Below are 24,104 nucleotides of genomic sequence, written 5' to 3'. Positions count from 1 at the left end.
GATGAGCCAGGCGGCGCAGAACCTGAACTGGTTGATCACCAACTTCGTGGACAACACCCCCGGGGTGTCCCACACGGTGGTGGTCTCCGCCGACGGACTCCTCCTCGCGATGTCCGAAGGCTTCCCCCGCGACCGTGCGGACCAGCTCGCGGCCGTCGCCTCGGGCCTGACCTCGCTGACCGCCGGGGCGTCCCGGATCTTCGAGGGCGGCTCCGTGACCCAGACCGTTGTGGAGATGGAGCGAGGATTTCTCTTCATCATGTCCATCTCCGACGGCTCCTCGCTCGCCGTTCTCGCCCACCCGGATGCGGACATCGGTCTCGTTGGGTACGAAATGGCACTTCTTGTCGATCGTGCGGGCACGGTTCTCACTCCGGACCTCCGCGCGGAGCTCCAGGGGAGCCTTCTCAACTAACAGACAGACGGTGCGTTTTCGCGCCTCGTGGCCGTAAGGTTCGGGACGCGGCTCCACAGTGATGGTGCCCGGCACAGTTGGAGGAGGAAGCAACGTGGCAACACCCCCAGACGGCTCGTCATCGGCGAACTGGTCCCCTGGTCACGGCCAGGGCGGCCAGCACGACGGCGGTCCGAACAGGTACAACTTCCCCTCCGCTCCGAGCCACCGCCGCCAGCCGTACGCGCAGCCCCAGCAGCCCGGGCCGCGTCCGTACGACCAGGGCAATCCGGGGCGCGCACCCCGCATCCAGCCCGTGCAACCCCAGCGGCGCGCCCCCGAACCGGCGCCCGCGGGGTCGGCGAACAACCCCCTGGTGCGCCCGTACGCCATGACGGGTGGCCGCACCAGGCCCCGTTACCAGCTCGCCATCGAGGCGCTGGTGCACACCACCGCACAACCGCATCAGTTGCAGGGCCAGTTGCCCGAGCATCAGCGCATCTGCAACCTGTGCCGGGAGATCAAGTCGGTCGCCGAGATCTCGGCGCTCCTCTCCATCCCCCTCGGCGTCGCCCGGATCCTCGTAGCCGACCTGGCGGAGGCCGGACTTGTCGCCATCCATCAGCCCGGCGGCGACGAGACCGCCGGCGGCCAGCCAGACGTGACACTGCTCGAAAGGGTGCTCAGTGGACTTCGCAAGCTCTAGCGGCGGAGCAACAGCCCGCTCCACCACCAGCGCGAAAATCGTGGTGGCGGGCGGCTTCGGCGTGGGCAAGACCACGTTCGTCGGGGCGGTCTCTGAGATCAACCCGCTGCGCACCGAGGCCGTCATGACGTCCGCGTCCGCGGGCATCGACGACCTGACCCACACCGGAGACAAGACGACGACCACCGTCGCCATGGACTTCGGCCGCATCACCCTGGACCAGGACCTGATCCTGTACCTCTTCGGCACGCCCGGACAGGACCGCTTCTGGTTCATGTGGGACGACCTCGTGCGTGGCGCGATCGGCGCGGTCGTCCTCGTCGACACCCGCCGCCTCGCCGACTGCTTCCCCGCCGTCGACTACTTCGAGAACTCCGGGCTGCCCTTCGTCATCGCCCTCAACGGCTTCGACGGCCACCAGCCCTACACCCCCGACGAGGTGCGCGAAGCGCTCCAGATCGGACCGGACACTCCCATCATCACGACCGACGCACGGCACCGCGCGGACGCGAAGAGCGCGCTCATCACGCTGGTCGAGCACGCGCTGATGGCGCGACTCCGATAGCGGTCCGTCCCACCTTTTTCCCGTACGCGGACGAGACAGACTCCGAGGGCCCGCACGCTTCGGCGTGCGGGCCTCTGTCGGTTCCCTCAGTTCCCGCTTCCGCGGTAGTGCTCGAATTGGGTCACGCCCTGGTAGCCGTAGCTCTCGGGGTGGAGTTCGTGGAGGGCGACGCCGCCGCGGGCGAGCGGGCCGATGAGCTCCGCCAGGAACGCGGCGGCCCCGGAGACGAACGCGGCTTTCTCCGCCGCGCTGTTGGTGCCCGCGGTGATGCTGACCTCCAGGTGCACGTCGCGGGCGCCCTCCGCCAGGGGTTTTCCGGCCACGTAGTAGCGGTCGGCGGGGACCGGGTCGAGGTGGACGATGGTGCGCTCAGCGGACTTGCCGAGTGCGGTGACGGCCAGCTCCGTCAGGCCCTCGGCGAGGCCGCGGGTGACGTTCGCGGGCAGGCCGGGGCCGGTGACGGTGGCTCTGATGTGGGGCACGGTTCTCCTCGGGTGCGGTCGTCGGGTTCGGTCATCGGGTTCGATGCGGCCACCCTCACCCCGCCTGGCACGATGGGGCCAACTCAGCCCCCTCACCGCCCTATGAGGCCGCCTCATGACCGTGAACTTTCCGCAGCTCAGGGCCTTCGTCGCCGTGGTCGACGCGGGCGGCTTCGGCGCGGCCGCCGACGAGCTGGGCGTGAGCCAGTCGGCGGTCTCGCACGCGGTGGCGTCCCTGGAGCGGGAGTTGGCGGGGCCGCTGCTCGTCCGTGCCGGGCGGGTCCGCACGACGGTGCTCGGGGAGCGCGTCCTGCCGTACGCACGGGGTGCGCTGTCGGCGGTGCGGGGTATCGAGGAGGTGGCGGCGGACGCGGCGGGCACTCTGACCGGCACGGTGCGGCTGGCCGCGACGCCCACGGTCTGCCAGGGCCTGCTGCCCGTTCTGACGGCGCACTGGCGGGAGAGCTGTCCGCACGTCACGGTACGGGTCTTCGAGGGCGACAGCGCGGAGATCGCGGGCTGGCTGGAGAACGGCACGGCGGACGCGGCTGTCCTGGTCGATCCGCCGCCGGGCCCCGGTGTCCTGCTCGCCCTGGACGGCTACCGTGCCCTGCTCCCCCGCGACCACCCGCTGGCGGCCGAGCCGGTCGTCGACGTGCGCGACCTGGAGGACGACGACTTCCTGATCTCGCCGGGCGGCTGCGAGGACCGCGTGCGCGCGCTCCACGACCTGGCGGGGCTGCGGTTCAGCCCGGCGCAGCGGGTCCGCGACCTGGCGACGCTGATCAGCATGGTGCAGGCGGGCATCGGCGTGACGGTCCTGTCGGAGGCGTCGCGGCCGTTGCTGTCGGCGGATCTGGTGCTGGTGCCGGTGTCTCCGCGGGTGTCGCGGAGGCTGGTCCTGAGCGGGCCTCGGGGGCGGGCCTGGCATCCCGCCGTGCGTGCGTTGGCGGAGTCCGCCGTCGGGCTCCCGGCGGAGGGCGCCCCTGCGGGTCGGTGACCTGTCTGCGGGCCCAGGGGGCTGGTCGCGCGGTTCCCCGCGCCTCTGACGGGGCGCCCCTGCGACACAGCAGAGCCCCCGCCCTCCCGAAGGAGAGCGGGGGCCTCGCCGACGCGTGGGCGTCAGCCCTGCCAGCTGTGCGGGGCGCGGAAGCCCGGGGTGCGCTCCAGGCGGCGCCAGCCGGCCCTGTCGCGGCCGCGGCGCGCGGGGGCGGCGGCGGGCTGGGCGGCGGCGCGGGCCAGCAGGATCGCGGTGATGGCCGCGACCTCCTCGGGCTCGGCGTGGCCCTTCTCGACGCGGATGTCGGGGGTAGTCATCTGCAGCGTTCTCCTTGTGGGCTACTGCGGGGGGTTGCCGTGCTTGCGCGAGGGCAGGTCGGCGTGCTTGTTGCGGAGCATCGCGAGGGACTTGATGAGGACCTCGCGGGTCTCGGCCGGGTCGATGACGTCGTCGACCAGACCGCGCTCCGCTGCGTAGTAGGGGTGCATCAGCTCGGCCTTGTACTCCTTGACCATGCGCGCGCGCATCGCCTCGGGGTCCTCGGCGGCCGCGATCTGACGCCGGAAGATCACGTTCGCGGCGCCCTCGGCGCCCATGACCGCGATCTCGTTGGTCGGCCACGCGTACGTGAGGTCCGCGCCGATCGACTGGCTGTCCATGACGATGTACGCGCCGCCGTACGCCTTGCGCAGGATCAGCGAGATCCGCGGGACGGTGGCGTTGCAGTACGCGTAGAGGAGCTTGGCGCCGTGGCGGATGATGCCGCCGTGCTCCTGGTCGACGCCGGGCAGGAAGCCGGGCACGTCCAGCAGGGTGAGGATCGGGATGTTGAACGCGTCGCACATCTGGACGAAGCGGGCGGCCTTCTCCGAGGCCTCGATGTCGAGGACACCGGCCAGCGCCTGGGGCTGGTTGGCGACGATGCCGACGACCTGGCCGTCGAGGCGGGCCAGGGCGCAGATGATGTTGCGCGCCCAGCGCTCGTGGACCTCGAGGTAGTCGCCGTCGTCGACGAGCTCCTCGATGACCTTCGCCATGTCGTACGGCCGGTTGCCGTCCGCGGGGACCAGGTCGAGGAGGACGTCCGAGCGGCGCTCGGCCGGGTCCTCCGACTCGTGGACCGGCGGGTTCTCCCGGTTGTTGGAGGGGAGCATCGAGATCAGGTAGCGGACCTCGGCCAGGCAGGTCTCTTCGTCGTCGTACGCGAAGTGGCAGACGCCCGAGGTCTCGGCGTGCACGTCCGCGCCGCCGAGGCCGTTCTGCGTGATCTCCTCGCCGGTCACCGCGCGGACCACGTCCGGCCCGGTGATGAACATCTGCGAGGTCTCGCGGACCATGAACACGAAGTCGGTGAGGGCGGGCGAGTACGCCGCGCCGCCCGCGCACGGGCCGAGCATCACGGAGATCTGCGGGATGACACCCGATGCCTTGGTGTTGCGCTGGAAGATGCCGCCGTAACCGGCGAGCGCCGAGACGCCCTCCTGGATACGGGCGCCCGCGCCGTCGTTCAGCGAGACCAGCGGGGCACCGGCCGCGATGGCCATGTCCATGATCTTGTGGATCTTCGTGGCGTGCGCCTCGCCGAGCGCGCCGCCGAAGATGCGGAAGTCGTGGGCGTAGACGAAGACCGTGCGGCCCTCCACCGTGCCCCAGCCGGTGATGACACCGTCCGTGTACGGCTTCTTGGCCTCCAGGCCGAAGCCCGTGGCCCGGTGCCGGCGCAGCTGCTCGACCTCGTTGAACGAGTCCGGGTCGAGGAGCAGCTCGATCCGCTCGCGGGCGGTCAGCTTGCCCTTGGCGTGCTGGGCCTCGGTCGCCTTCTCGCTCGGCCCGCGCAGTGCCTCCGCACGGATCTCGTGCAGCTCGGCCACGCGGCCGCGTGAGTCGGTGGGCTCGCCACCAGAGGAAGCGGTCTCGTCCAAAACGGTCATGTAGCGACCTTACGGAGGGCGCCCGGGGAAACGGACCGTCGACTATGAACAGTCTCCGGGCCGTTTTCCTGGCACCCCCGGACAGAAGCGGGCCGCCCCCATGAAGAAGTGACGGCTCAGACCGCCTGAAGTTATGGGGTTCCTACAAAACACTCCGCGGATCCCGGCCCGTCGGCGCCCTCCGTCAGCTGAGAGTCACCTCACAGCGGTGACTCGCGCAGGCCTTGCCCGGCGTGATCCGCAGCCGCAGCGAGCGGCCCGTGGCGAGAACCTCGACGGAGGGGTCCTTGGCGACCACTCGGGACACGGGTCGGTTCCAGGTGAATTCGAGGGATTCTCCGGTGCGCGGCGGCTCGCTCACATGCACCGTAGCGCCTCTCCCCCGCTGGCGTACGAGCACACTGGCGGGCGCGGTCACGACGAGCCGTCCCGCCTCGCCCGCCTGCCAGAAGTTGGCGGCGGTCAGGCCGAGCCCGTCCACGGCCACGGCCTGCACCTTCGCCGAGTTGGCGAGGACCGACAACCAGTGGTGGTCGGCGGCGCGGGCCCGCAGGGTGCGGCGGGAGGCTCCGGGCATCAGGACATAGGCGTACGTAGCGTCCGCGGGGTCGGTGCCGTGGTCCAGCCAGAGCGTCTGCCAGCGCCTGGTGCGCCGCTCGGTGGAGCTGCCGGTGTTGATGTCGGACCAGGCTCCGGTGCGGTCCTCGCGGGCCGTCCTGAGCCGGGACGTGCCGCCGGGGAAGAGCCAGCCGCCGTGCCCGTCGAGGTGGGCCCACTGCGGGCGCGGGCGGTCGTCGACGGTGAGGGCCGCGGTGCCGGACTCGCCGAGGCTGCGGTTGTCGACGACCGTCTCGACGGGGGTGCCGTCGGCGGCGGTGATCCCGGCGCCCAGGCAGATCACGGCGTCCGCGGCGCAGAACCAGGACTTGCGGGCGTCGAGTGTGGAGCCGAGCCCCTTCAGGTGCTGGCCGACGGCGGCGAACTCGCCGTCGGTCGCGCCGCCCACCCACTTCACCGCGGGCCGCGCGGCGCCCCAATCGCCGCCGGCCCGGTCGGGGAGCCGCTTGGTGGACACGGTCGTGCCGGGCAGCCGGTACGGGTCGACGGTCGGCCAGAACCAGTCGGTGTACTGATCGCCGTGGGCACCGCCGGCCCACCAATAGACCATTCCGGCACCGGTGTGCCAGCCGCGCGGGTTCTCGCCGTTGCCGCATTCGTAGTACGCGATCCGGTCCGACGCCATCGAGAGGTTGACCGCGAATCCGGGCCGCCGGTGCACGGCGCGGTCCATGGCCGGGAACAACCGGTGCTCCACCGGTTCGGGCGCCGCCCGCACGTCGGAGTCCGCCACGGCGTGCAGCCGCGCGAGGTCGGCGACGCCCAGCTGCCGGGCGGTGAGCAGCGGGGTGACGGTGTCCCGCTCGATCCACCCCTTGATCCGCGCGTGCCACCGTTCCCGCTCGGCGGCGCTCGCACCGCCCGCGAGCATCGCCATGGTGGCGATGAGCCCCTGACCGTGGAAGTGGTCGCTCCGCATGATCTTCCGGTCGTCGCCTTTCAGGTAACCCCGGCTGATGGCACGCCCGTTGACGCTGTCCATCATGAGTCCGTCGTGGATCAAGGGCGCGTACGCCCGCTCGACGCTGTCGAGGATGATCTGCTTCTTGGGGTCGGTGACGGCCCAGGTCGACCCGGCGAGCAGCGCGAAGAGCCGTCCGAGACCGTCGAGCATGACCTGCCCGTACGTTCCCGAGTAGGCGACCCAGGTGTGCTGCACGAACGACCCGTCCTCGTAGAGGCCGTCGCCCTTGGTGACGTAGGGGAAGACCGGGGAGAGCGCGTCGCGGGCGAGGGCCACCTTGGCCGGACTCCTGCCGAGGACGCCGCGCAGGGCGACGGAGCGGCACAGGTCGACACGGTTGGCGCCGGTGGAGGTGCCGGTGTAGTCGGCGAGCGCGGAGTCGGGGACGAAGTGGTCGACGGCGGCGAAGGCCTTCTCCCTGCGTGCGGCGCCGAGTTCGTCGTACAGGGCGGCCACGATGTCCATGAGCAGCCGGGGGCTGCCTATCTGCCACTCCCACCAGTTGCCGTAGCGGGTGGTGGAGGCGTTGTAGACGGTGGCGGCGACGTGGTCGAGGCCGCGCAGGATGTCGGCGAGGAGCCCGGCGTCACCGGTGGACCCCGTGCCTTCACAGACGTACGCCTGGGTCATCGTCCAGAGCCTGCTGTGGCTGAGGGTGATGCCGGCGGGCGGGTCGAACGGGGCGTCGGGCCAGAGGGACGTGGCGGCCGGGGCCATGGCGGCACGGAAGGTCCGGGCGAGGTCGCCGGTCTCCTTCAGGCGGGAGGCGTACGGCTCGGTGGCGGGGTCGTAGCCGGTGCCGAGGGAGATCTGGAGCCAGCGGGCACGGAGGGTGGCGAACTCGTCGTCGGCGGCGGCTGCGGTCGTTGGGACCGAAGCTGCCGCGCCTGCGGTGAAAGCGGTTGCGGCGAGGAGGAATGTACGGCGGGTGGGCGTCATGCGACAGGGGTGTATCAGCGTACAGAAAGCGCTGTCTAGACCTCTGACACGTCCGATGCTGCTGGGGTACGACGCGGAAGGCCGCGCGACGTCTCCGTCGCACGGCCCGTCCCGCGAGACACCCCCGTGGCTCCGCGGGGTCTGTGGGGTTCTTCGGCTCTACGGGTCAGCGCGTGGCGTCGCGCTTGAACAGTGAGCGCGCCCAGAGGAAGCCGAGCAGGGCGATGGCGAAGCCCCAGCCCACCGCGAGCGGACCGAACTTGCCGATCTCCGTGCCGGTCAGCAGCCCGCGCAGGGTCTCGGTGAAGGCGGTGTAGGGCTGCCACTCGGCGAAGTGGCGCAGCCAGCCCGGCATCGAGTCGAGCGGCACGAACACGCTGCTGAGGAAGGGCAGCAGGAAGGAGAAGGGCAGAGCGACACTGCTGGCCGCCTCCGGTGCCTTGACGAGCTGGCCGAGTGCGACGGCGAGCCAGGTGAGGGCGGTGCTCATGAGGATGAGCAGACCGGCCGCGGCGAGCCACTCGACGGGCTCGGCGCCGGAGCGGAAGCCGATCAGGAAGGCGACCCCGGTGACGAAGACGATGGTGACCATCGTCTGGATGACGGCGCCGACGGCCCGGCCGGTGAGGATCGACGCGCCGCTGATCGGCATCGTCCGGAACCGGGCCACGATGCCCTCGGTCATGTCGGTGCAGACGCCGACCGTGGTGGGCAGGACGCCGGAGCCGACGGCCATCAGCAGGATGCCGGGGACGAGGTAGTCGATGTAGTCGCCGGATCCCTGGGCACCCATGCCGGCGGACATCGTGCCGCCGAAGACGTAGTTGAACAGCAGCAGCATGGCGATGGGCATGCTGACCAGGCTGATCGTCATGGCCGGGTAGCGGCGGGCGTGCCGGAGGTTGCGGCGCAGCATGGTGAGGGAGTTCTGCAGCGCGGAGGTGGGGGCGGGGACGTGGGTCCGCGTGACCGCCGACGTGGCGCCGGGCGCGGGGGTGGTGGTGACGGTGCTCATCGGGTCGTCGCTTTCTCCTGGTCGGGGCGGCCGGTCACGGCGAAGAAGACGTCGTCCAGGTCGGGGGTGTCGATCGTGAGCCCCTCGACCTCGATGCCGGTGGCCTCGACGCGGTCGAGCACCGCCTTGACGGACTTCAGACTGCCGTCGCTGGGAATGTGCAGGGTCAGGTCGTCCCCGCCCCTGCTGCCGAGGCCGAGCAGCCGCGCGGCGTCGTCCAGGTCGGCGGGGCCGGCGAAGCGGAGCTGGACGTGGCCGCCGGGGACGAGCCGCTTCAGCTCGCCGGGGGTGCCCTCGGCGACGAGCTTGCCGCCGCTCAACACGGCGATGCGGTCGGCGAGTTGGTCGGCCTCCTCCAGGTACTGCGTGGTCAGGAAGATGGTCACGCCGTCGGCGACGAGCTGCCGGACGATCTCCCACATGCCGTGCCGGCTGCGCGGGTCGAGACCGGTGGTCGGCTCGTCCAGGAAGATCACACGCGGGCTGCCGACGAGGGTCATCGCGATGTCGAGCCGCCGCCGCATGCCGCCTGAGTACGTCGCGGCGGGCTTCCGTGCGGCTTCGACGAGGTCGAACCGCTCGACGAGTTCGGCGGCGAGGTGCCGGCCCTGGCGCCGCCCGAAGCCGTACAGGTCCGCCATGAGCGTCAGGTTCTCCTCGCCGGTGAGGAGGTTGTCGACGGCGGAGAACTGCCCGGTGACCCCGATCGCGGCACGCACGGCGTCGGGTTCGCGGGCCAGGTCGTGCCCCGCGACACGGGCTTCGCCGGCGTCGGCGGAGATGAGCGTGGAGAGGATCTGCACGGCGGTCGTCTTGCCCGCGCCGTTGGGGCCGAGGAGGGAGAAGATCGTGCCTTGCGGGATGTCGAGGTCGATCCCGTCCAACACGGTTTTCTGGCCGTAGGCCTTGCGGAGGTTAGTTGCCGTGATGGCTGAGGGGCGGTGGGAGTGGTGGGGGTGGTGGGTGTGGGGGTGGGTGTGGTGGGTGTCGCGGAAGTCGCGGGGCGTTGGCATGTCCGGTCCTTTTCGGGGGTCGGGGATGCGCCGGGCGGATTTGGGGTGCGCGGGAGCGCGGGGGTGTCGCCGGGGAGTCGCGGCTTGAGGGGTTGGGGCTAGGGATTGGGGCTAGGGGCTAGGGGCCTGGGGGCTGGGGCTTGGGGCCTGGGGGCTGGGGCTTGGGGCTTGGGGGCTTGGGGCTTGGGGGCTTGAGGCCTGGGGCCTGGGGGCTGGGGCTTGGGGCCTGGGGGCTTGACGGCCTGGGGCCTGCGGTTTGCGGGCACGACTGGGAGCGGCGCGGCGCCGGGATTGGAGGTGCGGGTGGGCTTCCGGGCGGGGTGGGGCTTCCGGCTCCCGGGCCGGGTGGGGCTTCTGGGCGGGGTGCGCTTTCGGAGGGGGTCGGTGCGGTTCGGCGGGGGCTGGTGCGCTCTCGGAGGGGCCGGTTCGGTTCAGGCGAGGCCTGGCGCGGTTCGGCCGGAGGCCGGTCCGGTGCGGTTCGGCCGGAGGCCGGTGCCGTTCGGCTGGAGGCCGGTCCGGTGCGGTCCGGCCGGAGGCCGCTGCCGTTCAGGCGGAGGCCGGTGCGGTCCGGCCGGAGGCCACTGCCCGTCAGGCGAAGCCCGGAGCCGTTCAGCCCGAGGCCACTGCCCGCCAGGCGAAGCCCGGAGCCGTTCAGCCCGAGGCCACTGCCCGTCAGGCGAAGGCCAGAGTCATTCGCCCCGAGGCCGCTGCCGTTCAGGCGAAGCCGGGAGCCGTTCAGCCCGAGGCCACTGCCCGTCAGGCGGAGGTCGCTGTCCTTCAGGCCGTGCCGTTCGGCCGCCGGTGCCGTTCAGGCGAGGTGCCGTGCGGTTCGGTCCGGGTTCAGAACGCGGCCCCGAGCGGGGGAAGCCGCTGGGCCGGGGAGGCACTGGGGGGGCGTCACGGGTGGCCGTTCAGGCTGGGGTCGGGACCAGGTCCCGGTAGGTCGGGTAAGCCCGGGTAGGCCGGGTAGGTCCGGCAGCCGCGCGCCGAGGGCACCCTGGGCGGACCAGGGCAGGTGCGAGTGGGGCCCGGGTGAGGCGCCGCGGGTCGGAGGGGCGCCGTGGGCCCGGGAGGCGCCGGCAACCGTTCCGGAAGCGGACCGGAACCGTACGGCCGTCACGCGGATCAGCTCCATACGCCCGTCGAGCGGATCAGCTCCGTACAGCCGCCGCACGGATCAGCTCCATACGCCCGTCGAGCGGATCAGCTCCGTACGGCCGCCGCACGGATCAGCTCCGTACGCCCACCGCGCGGATCCGCTCCATACGCCCGCCGAGCGGATCCGCTCCATACGCCCGCCGAGCGGATCGGCCCCATACGCCCGCCGCGCGGATCACGCTCGGTGGATCTTGATGTCGCCGATTCCCGTGCGGGCGTGGACCTTCAGCGTGTCGGCCGGCTCGTCCGGCGCCGAAGGGCCGGACTCCTCCAGCGCCTGGCTGACCGTTCCCGCCTTCGTGCGTACGTCGAGCCACGCCGCCGTACCCTCGCGGATGCCGATCTCGATCCTGCCCGCCGCCGCCTCGACGACGGTCTCGCCCCGGGCCACCTCCCCCAGCCGCACCGCCCCGTTGGCCGTCTTGACGCTGACGTCGGCGGCCGCGCGGTCGACGGTGACGGAGCCGTTGGACGCCTTCACCTTGACGTCGCCCTCGATGTCGCCCAGCACGATGATGCCGTTGGAGTTCTTGATGTCGACCGTCCCCTTGGCCTCACCGACACGGACCTCGCCGGAGGACGTGGAGACGTCGACCTGACCGTCCGCGCGGCCCAGGGAGATGTCCCCGTACCCCGTGGTCAGCCTCGCGGCCGCGGTCCGCTCGACCTGGATGTCACCCGCCGAGGTCTTGATCTCGCAGTCGCCGAGCCCGCCCTCGGCGGAGACGTGCGCCATGACGGTCGTGGCGTGCACCCCGGACCCCGTCGGCAGCACGATGTCCACGTCGACGGACGGGCCCTTGCCGAACATGGGCCGGTCCTTGGGCCCCTTGACCAGGAGCTTGCCGTTGGCGAACTCGACGCGGGTGCGCTCGGCCGCCTTGACGTCCGCGTCCTGCGTCGCGCTGCTGGGCCGTACGTCGACGACCGTGTTCGTACGGTCCCCGGCGGTGATCCGGAGCGTCCCGACCCTGAGGGTGACGGTGGCGCTGATGGGCTTCGGGCTGTCGAAAGAAGGCATGGCTGTCCCGTCCTAAGGGCTCGCCGAGCCCTCAAGGGCTCGGTCGGCGAAGGGTGTTGGGAAGTACGAGGTGAGTACAGGGTGAGTACTGGGCGAGTACGGAGAGCAGTACAGATGGGAGCACGGAGGGGCCGTACGGAACGGTGGCCGTACGCACGGGAAGCAAGAAGAGTGCGGGCGCCCGCGGAAAGCGCGTCCGCCCTACCGCACCCAGCCCGTGAACCCCGTCCCGGAGTTCCAGGCCTCGCGGCGACCGCCCCCCGCACCCGCCCGGCCACTCCGGCCGTCGGGCCGGTCCAACGCGCCGGACACCGCGCGGACGAGCCACGCGTTGACGGAGAGACTGTCCCGGTTCGCCGCCTCCTCCACCCGCGACTTGATGTGCGCAGGAAGACGGAGGTTGACCCGGGCGGTACCGCCGTCGTCCACGGCGTCGGGCGCGGCCGGCGGCGGAGGCGGCGGCGACGGCTGGGCCGACATGAGCGCCGCGTACTCGGCCTGGGCGTCGAACGGCTCGCCCGCGGGCGGCGGCGTCACCACGAACTCCGGGTCCAGGCCTCGCAGTCGTACGTCCACCGAGCCGGGCGCGAGGTCGACGGTGATCTCGTCGGCCGCGGCGGAGAGCGCGTTCAGCAGGGTGAGCCGGGCGGCCGACTCGAGCGGGGCGGTGAGCCGCTCGGCCAGGGCCCGCGCCTCATCCCCGCCGGCCTCGGCGGCCACGGCGAGTTCCTGCCGGAGCTGATCGACGTACTGCGTGAGGTTCATGACGCCATCATGGCACCACAATGGCGCCACCGCAAGCACCAATAGCGCTACCCACGCCCCGACCCGCACCCCACACCCCCATTCCCGCAGGTCAGCCGCCTGGCGTCACTCGATGACGCCATCACGACATCACCGCGGCGCCGAGCAGCCCTTCAGTGACACCACGACCTCCGCCGCCCACCACCGCAAAACTCACCCCATCCCAGAGGTTGAATATTGAACAGAATCGCGCTACCTTCGATCTCGTTGAACATTCAACAGCAGCTTCCGCCAGCAGCTCCCCACCGGAGCTCGTCCCCCAAGGAGCACGTCATGGGAATCTTCGGCCGCAAGAACGACACCGTCACCGCCCCCGCCGCCACCGCGCCCGTCGCGGTCAGCCCCGAGCTCGCCGCGCTGACGGGTGAGTACACGATCGACCCGACCCACACGACGATCGGTTTCGTCGCCCGCCACGCCATGGTCACGAACGTCAAGGGCTCCTTCCTCGACTTCACCGGCACCCTGCACCTCGACGGCTCGGAGCCGGCCCGCTCGACCGCCTCCCTCGACATCAAGATGGAGAGCATCGACACGGGCAACGCCGACCGCGACGGTCACCTGAAGAGCGCGGACTTCTTCAAGACCGACGAGTTCCCGGAGATGACCTTCCGTTCCACCAGGACGGAGGCGCTGGGCGGCGACGACTACCGCGTCACCGGTGACCTGACGATCCTGGGCACCACGAAGCCGGTCACGATCGACCTGGAGTTCAACGGCTCGGCCAAGGACCCGTTCGGCAACGAGCGCGTCGGCTTCGAGGGCAAGGCGGAGATCCTGCGCTCGGACTGGGGCCTCACCTGGAACGCCGCGCTGGAGACCGGCGGCATGCTCGTCTCCGACAAGATCAAGCTGAACTTCGACATCTCGGCGATCAAGGCCGGTTCCTGAACGCCTCCACGGACGTCATGAGTCAGCGACCGGCCCGCACGCCCTCGACCGCGTCTCCCGCCGTGTGCTCCAGGATCGCCTTCACCAGCGATCCGTGCACCGCCGGCGGCAGTGCGTGCCCCATGCCGGGTATCTCCACCAGTCGCGCACCCGCGACGACCTGAGCGATGTGCTGCGGGTGCGGGACGGGGAAAACGGGCTCCGCCGTGGCGGAGACGACGAGCACCGGCACCCGGTTCGCGGCGAGTTCGGCCGTGCGGACCATGCCGGAGCTGTCGGCGAGAGCGTGGGCCGACGACTCCAGATATCGGCCCGCGTGGTCGATGATGCCCCGCTCGAGGTCCCTGAAGTAGGCGGCATCGAACGGGAGTTGGTCGCCGCTCAGCAGGCGCCAGTGCTCGACACGCCGGTCCAGCTCCGCCTCCCGGCCGTGGTCCTCCACGGGACGCGACCACATCTCCAGGATCTCGGGCGCGATGCCGGGCAGCTCCGCGACGGGAACGCGCACACCGTCCGGGCGTACATACGGTGTCTCGCTCAGCGCGCATGTCCCCATCAGGGTCGCGCTCAGCACCCGCTCGGGGTGATCGGCGAGCACCAGCTGGCAGAGCATGCCGCCCAGCGACAACCCGACGATGTGGGCCCGCTCGACGCCGAGGGCGTCAAGGACCGCGATCGGGTCCCGCGCCAAGTCGGTGACGGCGTAGGGGTTCTCGTCGAAGGGGCGGTCCGAGCGGCCCGTGTCGCGGTGGTCGTAGCGGATGACGTGGTGGTGCGCCGCCAGTGCCTCGACCAGAGGTTCGGGCCAGCCGAGCCCGGAAGCCTGGGCGCCCATGACAAGCAGCAGCGCGGGGGCGTCGGGCGCACCGCGCCGTTCCGTCCATACGCGGACCCCCGGCGCGACCTCGACGTACTGCTCATGGACCTGGACCTGGCTCACGACGGCCTCCCCGCACTCGAACGACGCGCACTCAACGACTGACAACAAGACGGACCGTATCGTCTCGTTAAGTGTGGCGTCAACCGTCGGGGCTCAGAACCCGCCCCCGCCCCCGAAGTCCCCACCGCCGCCGAAGTCGCCGCCGCCCCCGAAACCCCCGCCACCGCCGAAGTCCCCGCCCCCGAAGTCCGACGGGTCGAAGTCCGCTCCCGAGTAGTCGCCGCCTTCGTAGCCGCCACCGAAGTCCCCGTATCCGGCGCCGTGGTCCGCCGCGTACGCGGGGCTCGACATCATGCCGCCGAGCATCGTGCCGACGAGGAGCCCCGGCAGGATGCCGCCGCCGAAGTACCCGCCCGCCCACGGCCCGTACGCGGGTCCGGCCTCCCAGTAGGGGCGCCGCTCCCCGGACTCCGTGGCGACGGTCCGCACCATCGGGTCCTCGCCGTCCGCCAGACGTGCCGCGTCCGCCGCGCACACCGGGACCGAGCGCTCCGCGCCGTTCGCGGGCGCCCACGTCGCGTCCTCGACCGAGGGGCCGTGCCGGGGGTCGAAGAAGCAGGGGGCCCGCCGCTCGGGCAGCTCGCGCCCTTCCCGGCGCGCGGCGAGCAGGGCCAGCGAGAAGCGGCCGTCCTCCAGCGCCTGGGTGACGGCCCGTACGTCCTCGGGGCGCGTCGCGGCCGCCATGTACGACTTCGCCTTCTCGTACGAGTCGAGCGCGCGCTCGTAGTCCGCGCGCATCGCGTCGTCCGCGCCGGCCTCCGCGGGGTGGAAGTCGAGCCGGTCGAGCTCCTCGCCGAACGCGGTGATGTCCTCGTCGACGACGACGGACAGCTTGCGCAGCGATTCGCGCTGCATCTCCTCGTGGCGCCGCTTCTTGCGCCGGACGATCGCGTACGCGCCTCCCGCGCCCGCCACGACGACCACGCCGACCCCGATCAGGGCGCCCGGCGAGACGCTGTTGTCCGTGCCGCCGCCCCAGGACTCGGGGGCCCTGCCGCGGGCCTGGACGAGGGCCTGGCCGACGAAGCGGTCGAGCTGCTGCGGGGCGTTCTCGCCCTGGACCAGGGAGACGAGGTTGGCGACGGCGTTGCCGGTCAGCACGGACCGGTCGGCCTTCGCGTCGAAGCCGTCGCCGAGCCGGACCGCGTAGAGACCGGTCACGCCGGTCTCGGTGCGCAGCTGGCGGAAGAGGGCCTGCTGCGGGAAGTCGTCCGGCAGCACGGCGACGAAGACCGGCTTGTCGGCCTTCTTGATCTTCTCGGCGAGGGCGTCGGCCTGCTCCCCGGAGAGCTGGTCCGACGCCGCGGGATCGACGTAGACCGGACTCTTCTTCCAGGCGTCGGCCACGACCGACACGCTGGAGGCGTCCTGCGTCCCGGATGCCGCCGAAGCCGCAGGAGCCGCCGCGACCCCGGGCGCCGCCGTGAACGACACGGCACCCAGGGTGAGCAGCAGTCCGGAGAGTCCCACCGTGATCCGCTTCGTCCGATTCCTCATACTTCGAACGTAACCCAGACGGACCCCCGACGGGGGGCGCGGACCCCACCGGCGTACCCCTCCTCCCGCGGACTACTCCACGGGCTCGACCCCGGCCCGCAGCAGTCCGTAGGTGTAGGCGTCCTCAAGGGCGCCCCACGACGCGGCGATGACGTTCTCGGCGACGCCGACCGTCGACCACTCGCCGACGCCGTCGGTCGTGGAGATCAGGACGCGCGTGGTGGAGGACGTGCCGTGCTTGCCCTCCAGGATGCGGACCTTGTAGTCGACGAGCTCCAACTTGGCGAGCTGCGGGTAGATGCGTTCGAGGCCGACCCGCAGCGCCCGGTCGAGGGCGTTGACCGGGCCGTTGCCCTCCGCGGTGGCGACGATGCGCTCGCCCTTGGCCCACAGCTTCACGGTGGCTTCGTTGGCGTGCGTGCCGTCGGGGCGGTCCTCGACGATGGCCCGCCAGGACTCGACGCGGAAGTAGCGGCGGGCGCGGCCCTCGGCCTCCTCGCGGAGCAGCAGTTCGAAGGAGGCGTCGGCGGCCTCGTACGTGTAGCCCTGGAGTTCGCGCTCCTTGACGCGGTCCACGACGCGGCCGATCAGCTCGCGGTCGTCGCCGAGGTCGACGCCGAGCTCCTTGCCCTTGAGCTCGATGGAGGCGCGGCCCGCCATGTCGGAGACCAGCATGCGGATGCGGTTGCCGACGAGGTCCGGGTCGATGTGCTGGTAGAGGTCCGGGTCGACCTTGATGGCGGAGGCGTGCAGTCCGGCCTTGTGCGCGAAGGCGGAGACGCCGACGTAGGGCTGGTGCGTGGAGGGGGTGAGGTTCACGACCTCGGCGATGGCGTGCGAGACGCGCGTCATCTCGCGCAGCGAGCCCTCGGGCAGGACCTGCTTGCCGTACTTGAGCTCCAGGGCGGCGACGACGGGGAAGAGGTTGGCGTTGCCGACGCGTTCGCCGTAGCCGTTGGCGGTGCACTGGACGTGGGTGGCGCCCGCGTCGACGGCGGCGAGGGTGTTGGCGACGGCGCAGCCGGTGTCGTCCTGGGCGTGGATACCGAGCCGGGCACCGGTGTCGGCGACGACGGTGGAGACGACGGCCTGGACCTGGGCGGGCAGCATGCCGCCGTTGGTGTCGCACAGGATGACGACGTCGGCGCCGGCCTCGGAGGCGGCGCGGACGACGGCCTTGGCGTACTCGGGGTTGGCGCGGTAGCCGTCGAAGAAGTGCTCGCAGTCGACGAAGACCCTGCGGCCCTGCGCGACGAGGTAGGAGACCGTGTCGCGGACCATCTCCACGTTCTCGTCGAGGGTGGTGCGCAGGGCCAGCTCGACGTGCCGGTCGTGGGCCTTGGCGACGAGGGTGATGACGGGCGCGCCGGACGCGAGGAGCGCGTTGACCTGCGGGTCGTCGGCGGCCTTGGCGCCCGCGCGGCGGGTCGCGCCGAAGGCGACGAGCTGCGCGTGCCGGAAGGTGATCTCGTCCTTGGCCCGCGCGAAGAACTCGGTGTCGCGCGGGTTGGCGCCCGGCCAGCCGCCCTCGATGAAGCCGACGCCGAAGTCGTCCAGGTGCCGCGCGATGGTCAGCTTGTCCGCGACGGTGAGGTTGATGCCTTCGCGCTGCGCGCCGTCGCGCAGCGTCGTGTCGAAGACGTGGAAGGAATCGTCGGGTGTGCTGGTTTCCGTCATGCTGATCTGGCTCCTGTGTCGGATCTCGGTCTACCGGAATGACCGGCTCCACCACCCCCCATGATCCCGCGCGCTCCGTGTCCGGCTGCAGTTGGGCCGGGAAACGAAAAAACCCCTCGCGGGTGCGAGAGGTCTGCGCGCGGGTCGAGGCGACGGTGTCCGCCCGTACGTGATGGATACGAGGCGGTCACTGCGGACCGGCGCGCCTGCTGCCAATAATCATGGCGAACGAGAGCACGGAGGCAGCTTGCCACGCTTTGCCGCGCCGCGGGGGCCCTGTCTCACGATGCGGGCGACACGTGGGACGCGCCGCCCGCAGGACGGACCCGCACGGACCCGCACAGCTGAGGCGTCAGCGCAGGTGGCGTACGAAGACGTCGTCGCCGTCGTTCGTGTCACCCGGAAGAAGGGTCGCGTCCGACGACGTGAAGGTGACGCGGGCGCCGTTCCGCGCGATGCCGCCGGGCAGGACGTCGGCCGTCGCGGCGCCGCCGCTCGTGTCCGGGGAGACGAGCGTGGTGGTGCCCTTCCGCAGGTCCCGGAGGTAGGTCGGCCACTCCTTGCCGTACGCGCTGCCCGTCTCGGCGAGTTCCGACATGTACGTCAGATACCGGCCGTCGGCGCTGATCGCGGGCGAGCGGGTGTACACCTCGCCGGGGCCGCCCTGGGTGCCGTGGATGCGCTGGTTGCGGCCGGAGGCCACGTCGTGCACGAACACGTTCCAGGAGGCGTCGTTGTCGTCGGGCACGAGGTGGGTGTCCCGTGACTCGAAGACGACGGTGCGGCCGTCGCCGCTGAGGGACGGCCGCAGGGACTCCTTCTCCGTCTTGGCGCCGTCGTGGGAGCGGTCGATCTGGGAGAGGCCGCCCGTCTTGCGGTCACGCAGCCACAGGTCGCTCCAGTCGTCGCCGCGCGGCCCGTTGACGAAGGAGCTGGCGTAGACGACGTACCGGCCGTTGTCGCTGACGGTCGCCGAGTGGGCGTTGCGCTCACCGTCGCCGCCCGCATAGGGGTGGCTGATCCTCTCGGTGGTGCCGGTCCTGCGGTCGCGCAGGAAGACGGCCGTGCCGTCGAACCGCGGTCCGTCCGTGTCGAAGACGGCGTAGCGCGCGTTCGCGCTGAGGGAGACGCTGCCCGCGCTGTCGCCGGGGTACCCGTCGGGCAGCTCGACGTCGAGGCGCTCGGTCTTCCCCGTCCTGCGGTCGTGCAGGCGCACATCCCGGTCGGAGTAGGAGTCCGCGGGGCTGGAGACGAACGCGACGTAGCGGCCGTCGGCGCTCAGGGACGGCCCGCCGACCTGGCGTCCCGCGACGGCTATGCGCTCCGTCTTCCCGGTGCGCAGATCGCGTACGAAGATGTCGCGCGCCCCGTTCGTGTCGCCGGGCACCAGGTCGGTGGCCTCGGAGTCGAAGGCCGCGAACCTGCCGTCGCGGCTGATCACGGCCCCCGCGGACCGGCCGTTCGCGGCGTGGCCCCCCGCGGTGACGCTGATGCCCTCGGTGCGGGGCGCCACGGCCGGGTCGGCGGCGAAGGCGGCCGGCAGGGCGGTGACGGTGGCCGCGACGACGCCCGCGGCGGCGGCCAGCGCGATGCGCTTGCGATGGGTGCAGTACATGATCGAGTCCCCCGATGTTCCCTTCGCTCGCCGTCGAGCGATACCCACCGGGATACAAGCGCACCGGCAGGGCGCCGGGCAATCAGCCGGAGTGCGTACAACCTCGACGGGCCGCTAGGAGTCCGTGGCGAGCCCGGCGTCCAGGAACTCCCCCACATGTGCGAGGACTTGGTCCCGGCCCGTCCCCCGCAGCCCGATCGCCACATGGATGGAGAACCCGTCGAGCAGCGCCCGCAGCCGGGTCGCGAAGCGGTCGGGGTCGACCGTGCCGAACTCGCCGCGCGAGACCCCCTCGGCGAGCAGCGCCACCAGGTCGCGGTGCCAGGCCCCCTCGATCGCGGCCTGCCGGTCGCGGCCCTCCTCGTCGGCGTTGAGGGACCGGTTCCAGACCTCCAGCCAGAGCGTCCAGTGCGGGTCGCCGACGGTGTCGGGGACGTACAGCTCGACGTACGCGTCGAGGCGCTCGCGCGCCGTGCCGCGCCGTGCGAGGAGGCGGCCGCGCTCGGCGCCGAGGCGGCCCTCGCTCCACTCCAGGGTGCGCAGGAGCAGCTCGTCCTTGGTGCGGAAGTAGTAGAGGAGATGGCCGGAGCTCATGCCGACCGCACGGCCGAGCGCGGCCATGGTCAGTTTCTCCAGGCCGCGCTCGGCGATCATCTCCATGGCGGCCGCCAACACGTCCTCACGCGGCGGGGCGTTCTTCCGCGCGCGGGCCTGACCGGCCATTCCGTACTCCTTGATCACACCTTCGGCTGCTGCTGGGTGATGCAGTGGATGCCACCGCCCCCCGCGAAGATCGTACGGGCGTCGACGAGCGTCACGGTCCGGTCGGGGAAGAGAGAGCGGAAGATGCCCGCCGCGATCTCGTCGTTGGGGTCGCCGAAGGCGCACAGGACGACGCCGCCGTTGCAGAGGTAGTGGTTGATGTACGAGTAGTCGACCCAGCCCTCGTCGTCCTTCAGGACGGTCGGCGCGGGCACCTCGACGATCCGCAGGGTGCGGCCGCGGGCGTCCGTCTGCCCGGTGAGGGCCGCGACGACCTCCTTGCTGACCTCGAAGTCGGGGTGGGCGGGGTCGCGCTGGGAGTGCACGACGACGACGCCGGGCGCGGCGAAGGCGGCGACGATGTCGACGTGGCCGAGGGTGCCGTAGCCGTGGCCCGGGTAGTCGGCGGTGAGGCCGCGCGGCAGCCAGATCGCCTTGGTGGTGCCGAGGTGGGCGTGGATCTCCGCCTCGACCTGCTCCTTCGTCCAGCCGGGGTTGCGCTCGGGGCCGAGCTGCACGGTCTCGGTGAGCAGCACGGTGCCCTCGCCGTCGACGTGTAGGCCGCCGCCCTCGTTGACGAGCTTCGAGGCGTACGTCCGCGCTCCGGCGAGGTCGGCGACGTACGCCCCGACCTTGGAGTCGTGGTCCCAGCGGGCCCACTCCTGGGCGCCCCAGCCGTTGAACGTCCAGTCGACGGCGGCGAGGCCGCCCTTGCCGTCGGTGAGGAACGTCGGCCCGATGTCCCGCATCCACGCGTCGTCGAGCTCCCGCTCGGTCACCTCGATGTCCGGGCCGAGCAGCTCCGCGGCGTACGTGGACTGCGCGGGGCCGCACACGACGGTGACGGGTTCGAAGCGGCGTACGGCACGGGCGACGTTCGCCCACGCGAGACGCGACGCGTCGAGGCCTTCCGGGTCGTCGAACGTCGGGTTGGGGCACGGCCACGCCATCCAGGTGCGCTCGTGCGGGGCCCACTCGGCGGGCATGCGGAAGCCGTCGGCGGCAGCGGTCATGGCGTACACCTTCACGAAGGGAGGAGCTGATTAGAGCAACACTCTAACTACGAGATCCGCATGCGGGAAGCATTGACGGCGGGACCAATTACACGTCACATTGAGCGCTGCTCAAAAGTGGGGCAACCATTGGGACCAAGCGAGCGTCAGGGGCACCCTCATGCCGATAGAACAGCGCGGAGTCGACACCATCCCGGACGGGGAGCGCACCAGCGGCCCCCGCGATCTCGTCTCGATCCTCATCGGCTCGAACCTCTGCCTGGGGGTGATCGTCTTCGGCTGGCTGCCGGTGTCGTTCGGCCTCGGCTGGTGGCAATCGGTGAGCGCGGTCGTGGCGGGCACGGTGATCGGCACGGCGCTGACCGCGCCGCTCGCGCTGGTCTCCCTGCGCACCGGCACGAACCTCTCGACGTCGTCCGGCGCCCAGTTCGGGGTCCGCGGCCGGCTCGTCGGCTCGGTCGTCGGCCTGCTCCTGTCCCTCGGCTACACCGCGCTGACGATCTGGATCGGCGGCGACGTGATGGTCGGCACGCTGCACCGCCTCCTCGGCGTGCCCGCCGACGGATTCGCGTACTCCCTGATCTACGCCCTGCTCGCGGCGGCCACGGTGACCGGCGCGGTCTACGGCTACCGCGTCCTGCTGCGCCTCTCCCGCGTCCTCGCCGTCGGCATGACGGCGCTGCTCGCGCTCGGCGTCGTGGCCTACGCCCCCGACTTCACGACCACCGCGCTGCCCGGCGCGGGGGGCTACGCGCTCGGCTCGTTCTGGCCGACGTGGCTGCTGGCGCTGGTCGCGGCGGGCCTCTCCGGCCCGATCGCCTTCATCACCCTGCTCGGCGACTACACCCGCTACATCTCCCCGGCCCGCCACAGCTCCCGCGCGGTCCTCGGCGCGGCGTGGCTCGGCCTGCTCGCCGGGCTCCTGCTCCCCCAGCTCTTCGGCACGTTCACGGCGTACGCGGCGCGGGCGGCGCTCGACTACGCGGGCGGACTCGTCGACGCGTCCCCCGCCTGGTACCTGGTTCCGCTCCTCCTCGCCGCGTCCGCGGGATCGGTCGGCAACGCGGGCCTGATGCTCTACTCCATGGGCCTCGACCTGGACGCGATCCTGCCCCGCGCGTCCCGCGCCCGCGCCACGTACACGGTCGCCGTCGTCGCCACGGCCTGCGTCTTCGTCGGCCACTACGCGTGGGAGGCGCAGGACGCGATGACGTCCTTCGTGCTGCTCCTCACGGCGATCGGCACGCCGTGGGCCGTGATCACCCTCATCGGCTTCGCGCGCTGCCGCGGGGAGTACGACGCGGACGCCCTCCAGGTCTTCAACCGCCGCGCGCGGGGCGGCGTCTACTGGTTCCGCGGCGGCTGGAACGCGCGGGCGACGACGGCGTGGGCGCTGGGCGCCGGGGTGGGCGTCCTGGCCGTCTCCCTCCCCTCGTACGAGGGCCCGCTCCTCGCCCTGACCGGCGGGGTCGACTGCAGCTTCCTGCTCTCGGGGGTGGTGGGCGCGGCGGCCTACCTCTCCCTGACGCCCCGCGCCGTCCAGCCCCCCGCCGACCCCTCGGCTCTTCACCTGCAGCCCGGTGGGGGCTGGTCGCGCAGTTCCCCGCGCCCCTGAAGCGGCTCCGCCGCCCAGGGGCGGGGGTTTCAGGGACGCGGGGAACTGCGCATCTTTAGGGGCGCGGGGAACTGCGCGATCAGCCACAGCCGGGCCGGCGTTCTTAAGGGGCGCGGGGAACTGCGCGATCAGCCCCCACCGGCCCGCGGACGACGGCGGACAGGCAACAGCCCCGCAGGCGCAAGCCGCGGGGCTGCAGTCACACCGCCAAGGCCCTCAGCCCCCGAGCCCGTGCATCCAGCCGTGCTGGTCCGCCGCCTTGCCCCGCTGGATGTCGAGCAGCGCCTCACGCAGCTTCAGCGTGACCTCACCCGGCTGCCCCCCGCTCTGCTGCCACTCCCCCGCATTGCACTTCACCGTGCCGACGGGCGTGATGACCGCCGCCGTGCCGCAGGCGAAGACCTCCGTGAGCGTGCCGTTCTCGGAGTCCGTCTTCCACTGGTCGATGGAGACCCGCGCCTCCTCCGACTCGTAGCCGAGGTCACGGGCGACCGACAGCAAAGAGTCGCGGGTGACGCCCGCGAGCAGCGAGCCCGTCAGGGTGGGGGTGACGATCTTGTTGCCGTACACGAAGTACAGGTTCATGCCGCCCAGTTCCTCGACCCACTTGTGCTCGACGGCGTCGAGGTAGGCGACCTGGTCGCAGCCCTTCGCCGCCGCCTCCGCCTGCGCGAGCAGCGACGCCGCGTAGTTGCCGCCGGTCTTGGCGTCGCCCATGCCCCCGGGCACGGCCCGCACGCGGTCCTCGGAGAGCCAGATGGAGACGGGCTTCACGCCGCCGGGGAAGTACGCGCCGGCGGGCGAGGCGATGACGACGAAGAGGTACTCGTTGGCGGGCTTCACGCCCAGGCCGACCTCCGTGGCGATCATGAAGGGGCGGAGGTAGAGGGACTCCTCGCCGCCGTGCGCCGGCACCCAGTCGATGTCCTGCTTCACGAGCAGGTCGCACGCCTCGATGAACGTCTCGACGGGCAGCTCGGGCATGCCGAGGCGGCGCGCGGAGGACTGGAAGCGGCGGGCGTTGGCGTCCGGCCGGAACGTGGCCACCGTGCCGTCGGGCTGCCGGTAGGCCTTGAGGCCCTCGAAGATCTCCTGCGCGTAGTGCAGGACGTTCGTGGCCGGGTCGAGGGAGAGCGGGCCGTACGGCACGAGCTGCCCGTCGTGCCAGCCGCGGCCCTCCGTCCACTTGATCGTCACCATGTGATCGGTGAAGTGGCGGCCGAACCCGGGGTTCGCCAGGATCGCCTCGCGCTCGGCGGTGGCCAGCGGCGTCGATGAGGGCTTGAGCTCGATGCTCGGGGTCGTCGTCATGAGTACTTCGTCCTTCACGTGTGATGGTGACGGACCGCGCTCACATCCGCACGCCCAGTACTAGGACGTCCGAGTTTCCCTGTTGCTTTCACGGCCCCTCGTTCGATTATCGCTCGTGGGGTCCCGTGGGAGAAACGGCATGTTTGCGGCCCGGGGGTCGATGGTGACACCCG

At 71.6% G+C, this 24,104-nt stretch carries 21 protein-coding genes; 6 read left to right on the top strand and 15 right to left on the bottom strand.

Translation table 11 applies throughout. The annotated features are described in order from the left end of the window. Position 1: 1 nt before the first annotated feature. From DEJ49_RS26340 to DEJ49_RS26330, 3 genes are all read left to right on the top strand, one after another. Positions 2–415 (top strand): roadblock/LC7 domain-containing protein, encoded by a 414-nt coding sequence (locus tag DEJ49_RS26340; protein WP_055564496.1) that lies wholly within the window; start codon positions 2–4, stop codon positions 413–415. Between the two features lie 94 nt (positions 416–509). Then, on the top strand, positions 510–1,100 hold the full coding sequence (locus DEJ49_RS26335; protein ID WP_150186411.1) for a DUF742 domain-containing protein: 591 nt from the start codon (positions 510–512) through the stop codon (positions 1,098–1,100). Beyond that, positions 1,081–1,665 carry a GTP-binding protein gene (locus DEJ49_RS26330; RefSeq protein WP_030361923.1) on the top strand — a complete coding sequence of 195 codons (585 nt, stop codon included), beginning with the start codon at positions 1,081–1,083 and terminating at the stop codon, positions 1,663–1,665. The genes DEJ49_RS26335 and DEJ49_RS26330 overlap by 20 nt, the downstream gene beginning before the upstream one ends. 86 nt (positions 1,666–1,751) lie before the next feature. Here DEJ49_RS26330 and DEJ49_RS26325 read toward each other — a convergent pair whose 3' ends face one another. Then, a complete protein-coding gene (locus DEJ49_RS26325) occupies positions 1,752–2,147 on the bottom strand; it encodes a tautomerase family protein (protein WP_150186410.1) in 396 nt (131 codons plus the stop codon). Positions 2,148–2,262: 115 nt separating this feature from the next. On the opposite strand from DEJ49_RS26325, the gene DEJ49_RS26320 reads away from it, so the two are divergent. Beyond that, positions 2,263–3,147 (top strand): LysR family transcriptional regulator, encoded by an 885-nt coding sequence (locus tag DEJ49_RS26320; RefSeq protein WP_150186409.1) that lies wholly within the window; start codon positions 2,263–2,265, stop codon positions 3,145–3,147. 122 nt (positions 3,148–3,269) lie between these two features. Here the strand turns inward: DEJ49_RS26320 and DEJ49_RS26315 are convergent, their stop codons facing one another. The 7 genes from DEJ49_RS26315 to DEJ49_RS26285 all read right to left on the bottom strand — a co-directional run bounded on the left by DEJ49_RS26315 (position 3,270) and on the right by DEJ49_RS26285 (position 12,571). Next, the gene (locus tag DEJ49_RS26315) at positions 3,270–3,464 is read right to left on the bottom strand and encodes an acyl-CoA carboxylase subunit epsilon (protein WP_150186408.1); all 195 of its coding nucleotides are present in this window, start codon (positions 3,462–3,464) and stop codon (positions 3,270–3,272) included. 21 nt (positions 3,465–3,485) lie between these two features. Then, positions 3,486–5,078: an acyl-CoA carboxylase subunit beta gene (locus DEJ49_RS26310; protein WP_055564439.1), complete on the bottom strand. Its 1,593-nt coding sequence runs from the start codon at positions 5,076–5,078 to the stop codon at positions 3,486–3,488. A gap of 184 nt (positions 5,079–5,262) precedes the next feature. Continuing rightward, positions 5,263–7,599, bottom strand: coding sequence for a polysaccharide lyase 8 family protein (locus tag DEJ49_RS26305; RefSeq protein WP_190329450.1), 2,337 nt, complete (start codon positions 7,597–7,599; stop codon positions 5,263–5,265). Between the two features lie 166 nt (positions 7,600–7,765). Beyond that, the gene (locus DEJ49_RS26300; protein ID WP_150186406.1) at positions 7,766–8,614 is read right to left on the bottom strand and encodes an ABC transporter permease; all 849 of its coding nucleotides are present in this window, start codon (positions 8,612–8,614) and stop codon (positions 7,766–7,768) included. Next, a complete protein-coding gene (locus DEJ49_RS26295) occupies positions 8,611–9,627 on the bottom strand; it encodes an ATP-binding cassette domain-containing protein (protein WP_150186405.1) in 1,017 nt (338 codons plus the stop codon). The genes DEJ49_RS26300 and DEJ49_RS26295 overlap by 4 nt, the downstream gene beginning before the upstream one ends. 1,333 nt (positions 9,628–10,960) lie before the next feature. After that, positions 10,961–11,806, bottom strand: coding sequence for a DUF4097 family beta strand repeat-containing protein (locus tag DEJ49_RS26290; RefSeq protein WP_150186404.1), 846 nt, complete (start codon positions 11,804–11,806; stop codon positions 10,961–10,963). Positions 11,807–12,007: 201 nt separating this feature from the next. Next, on the bottom strand, positions 12,008–12,571 hold the full coding sequence (locus DEJ49_RS26285) for a hypothetical protein (RefSeq protein WP_150186403.1): 564 nt from the start codon (positions 12,569–12,571) through the stop codon (positions 12,008–12,010). A 312-nt stretch (positions 12,572–12,883) separates the two neighbouring features. On the opposite strand from DEJ49_RS26285, the gene DEJ49_RS26280 reads away from it, so the two are divergent. Continuing rightward, a complete protein-coding gene (locus DEJ49_RS26280; RefSeq protein WP_150186402.1) occupies positions 12,884–13,501 on the top strand; it encodes a YceI family protein in 618 nt (205 codons plus the stop codon). Positions 13,502–13,523: 22 nt separating this feature from the next. Here DEJ49_RS26280 and DEJ49_RS26275 read toward each other — a convergent pair whose 3' ends face one another. The 6 genes from DEJ49_RS26275 to DEJ49_RS26250 all read right to left on the bottom strand — a co-directional run bounded on the left by DEJ49_RS26275 (position 13,524) and on the right by DEJ49_RS26250 (position 21,005). Beyond that, positions 13,524–14,441 (bottom strand): alpha/beta fold hydrolase, encoded by a 918-nt coding sequence (locus DEJ49_RS26275; protein WP_150186401.1) that lies wholly within the window; start codon positions 14,439–14,441, stop codon positions 13,524–13,526. A 93-nt stretch (positions 14,442–14,534) separates the two neighbouring features. Beyond that, entirely contained in the window at positions 14,535–15,938 is a 1,404-nt protein-coding gene (locus DEJ49_RS26270; RefSeq protein WP_150186400.1) for a hypothetical protein, read from the bottom strand. A 72-nt stretch (positions 15,939–16,010) separates the two neighbouring features. Next, positions 16,011–17,615 carry a citramalate synthase gene (gene cimA / locus DEJ49_RS26265; RefSeq protein ID WP_150186399.1) on the bottom strand — a complete coding sequence of 535 codons (1,605 nt, stop codon included), beginning with the start codon at positions 17,613–17,615 and terminating at the stop codon, positions 16,011–16,013. Positions 17,616–17,967: 352 nt separating this feature from the next. Then, positions 17,968–19,230: a TolB family protein gene (locus DEJ49_RS26260; RefSeq protein ID WP_150186398.1), complete on the bottom strand. Its 1,263-nt coding sequence runs from the start codon at positions 19,228–19,230 to the stop codon at positions 17,968–17,970. Between the two features lie 114 nt (positions 19,231–19,344). Continuing rightward, positions 19,345–19,953, bottom strand: coding sequence for a TetR/AcrR family transcriptional regulator (locus tag DEJ49_RS26255; protein WP_150186397.1), 609 nt, complete (start codon positions 19,951–19,953; stop codon positions 19,345–19,347). A 14-nt stretch (positions 19,954–19,967) separates the two neighbouring features. After that, positions 19,968–21,005, bottom strand: a complete 1,038-nt coding sequence (locus DEJ49_RS26250) for an agmatine/peptidylarginine deiminase (protein WP_150186396.1) — start codon at positions 21,003–21,005, stop codon at positions 19,968–19,970. A 160-nt stretch (positions 21,006–21,165) separates the two neighbouring features. Here DEJ49_RS26250 and DEJ49_RS26245 point away from each other — a divergent pair, with 160 nt between their 5' ends. Beyond that, entirely contained in the window at positions 21,166–22,620 is a 1,455-nt protein-coding gene (locus DEJ49_RS26245) for a cytosine permease (protein WP_150186395.1), read from the top strand. 216 nt (positions 22,621–22,836) lie between these two features. Here the strand turns inward: DEJ49_RS26245 and DEJ49_RS26240 are convergent, their stop codons facing one another. After that, entirely contained in the window at positions 22,837–23,931 is a 1,095-nt protein-coding gene (locus DEJ49_RS26240; protein ID WP_150186394.1) for a branched-chain amino acid aminotransferase, read from the bottom strand. Positions 23,932–24,104 lie beyond the last annotated feature (173 nt).

Source organism: Streptomyces venezuelae (assembly GCF_008642335.1).
Lineage (GTDB): Bacteria > Actinomycetota > Actinomycetes > Streptomycetales > Streptomycetaceae > Streptomyces > Streptomyces venezuelae_F.
The sequence above is the reverse complement of the archived record's forward strand: the minus strand, read 5'-3'. Positions and strand labels throughout refer to the sequence as shown.

What these genes read in the sequence shown, in the direction of transcription:
- DEJ49_RS26340 (WP_055564496.1), top strand. Translation starts at nt 2, where the DNA reads ATGAGCCAGGCGGCGCAGAACCTGAACTGGTTGATCACCAACTTCGTG.
- DEJ49_RS26320 (WP_150186409.1), top strand. Translation starts at nt 2,263, where the DNA reads ATGACCGTGAACTTTCCGCAGCTCAGGGCCTTCGTCGCCGTGGTCGAC.
- DEJ49_RS26315 (WP_150186408.1), bottom strand. Translation starts at nt 3,464, where the DNA reads ATGACTACCCCCGACATCCGCGTCGAGAAGGGCCACGCCGAGCCCGAG.
- DEJ49_RS26310 (WP_055564439.1), bottom strand. Translation starts at nt 5,078, where the DNA reads ATGACCGTTTTGGACGAGACCGCTTCCTCTGGTGGCGAGCCCACCGAC.
- DEJ49_RS26305 (WP_190329450.1), bottom strand. Translation starts at nt 7,599, where the DNA reads ATGACGCCCACCCGCCGTACATTCCTCCTCGCCGCAACCGCTTTCACC.
- DEJ49_RS26300 (WP_150186406.1), bottom strand. Translation starts at nt 8,614, where the DNA reads ATGAGCACCGTCACCACCACCCCCGCGCCCGGCGCCACGTCGGCGGTC.
- DEJ49_RS26295 (WP_150186405.1), bottom strand. Translation starts at nt 9,627, where the DNA reads ATGCCAACGCCCCGCGACTTCCGCGACACCCACCACACCCACCCCCAC.
- DEJ49_RS26290 (WP_150186404.1), bottom strand. Translation starts at nt 11,806, where the DNA reads ATGCCTTCTTTCGACAGCCCGAAGCCCATCAGCGCCACCGTCACCCTC.
- DEJ49_RS26285 (WP_150186403.1), bottom strand. Translation starts at nt 12,571, where the DNA reads ATGAACCTCACGCAGTACGTCGATCAGCTCCGGCAGGAACTCGCCGTG.
- DEJ49_RS26280 (WP_150186402.1), top strand. Translation starts at nt 12,884, where the DNA reads ATGGGAATCTTCGGCCGCAAGAACGACACCGTCACCGCCCCCGCCGCC.
- DEJ49_RS26270 (WP_150186400.1), bottom strand. Translation starts at nt 15,938, where the DNA reads ATGAGGAATCGGACGAAGCGGATCACGGTGGGACTCTCCGGACTGCTG.
- cimA (WP_150186399.1), bottom strand. Translation starts at nt 17,615, where the DNA reads ATGACGGAAACCAGCACACCCGACGATTCCTTCCACGTCTTCGACACG.
- DEJ49_RS26260 (WP_150186398.1), bottom strand. Translation starts at nt 19,230, where the DNA reads ATGTACTGCACCCATCGCAAGCGCATCGCGCTGGCCGCCGCCGCGGGC.
- DEJ49_RS26255 (WP_150186397.1), bottom strand. Translation starts at nt 19,953, where the DNA reads ATGGCCGGTCAGGCCCGCGCGCGGAAGAACGCCCCGCCGCGTGAGGAC.
- DEJ49_RS26250 (WP_150186396.1), bottom strand. Translation starts at nt 21,005, where the DNA reads ATGACCGCTGCCGCCGACGGCTTCCGCATGCCCGCCGAGTGGGCCCCG.
- DEJ49_RS26245 (WP_150186395.1), top strand. Translation starts at nt 21,166, where the DNA reads ATGCCGATAGAACAGCGCGGAGTCGACACCATCCCGGACGGGGAGCGC.
- DEJ49_RS26240 (WP_150186394.1), bottom strand. Translation starts at nt 23,931, where the DNA reads ATGACGACGACCCCGAGCATCGAGCTCAAGCCCTCATCGACGCCGCTG.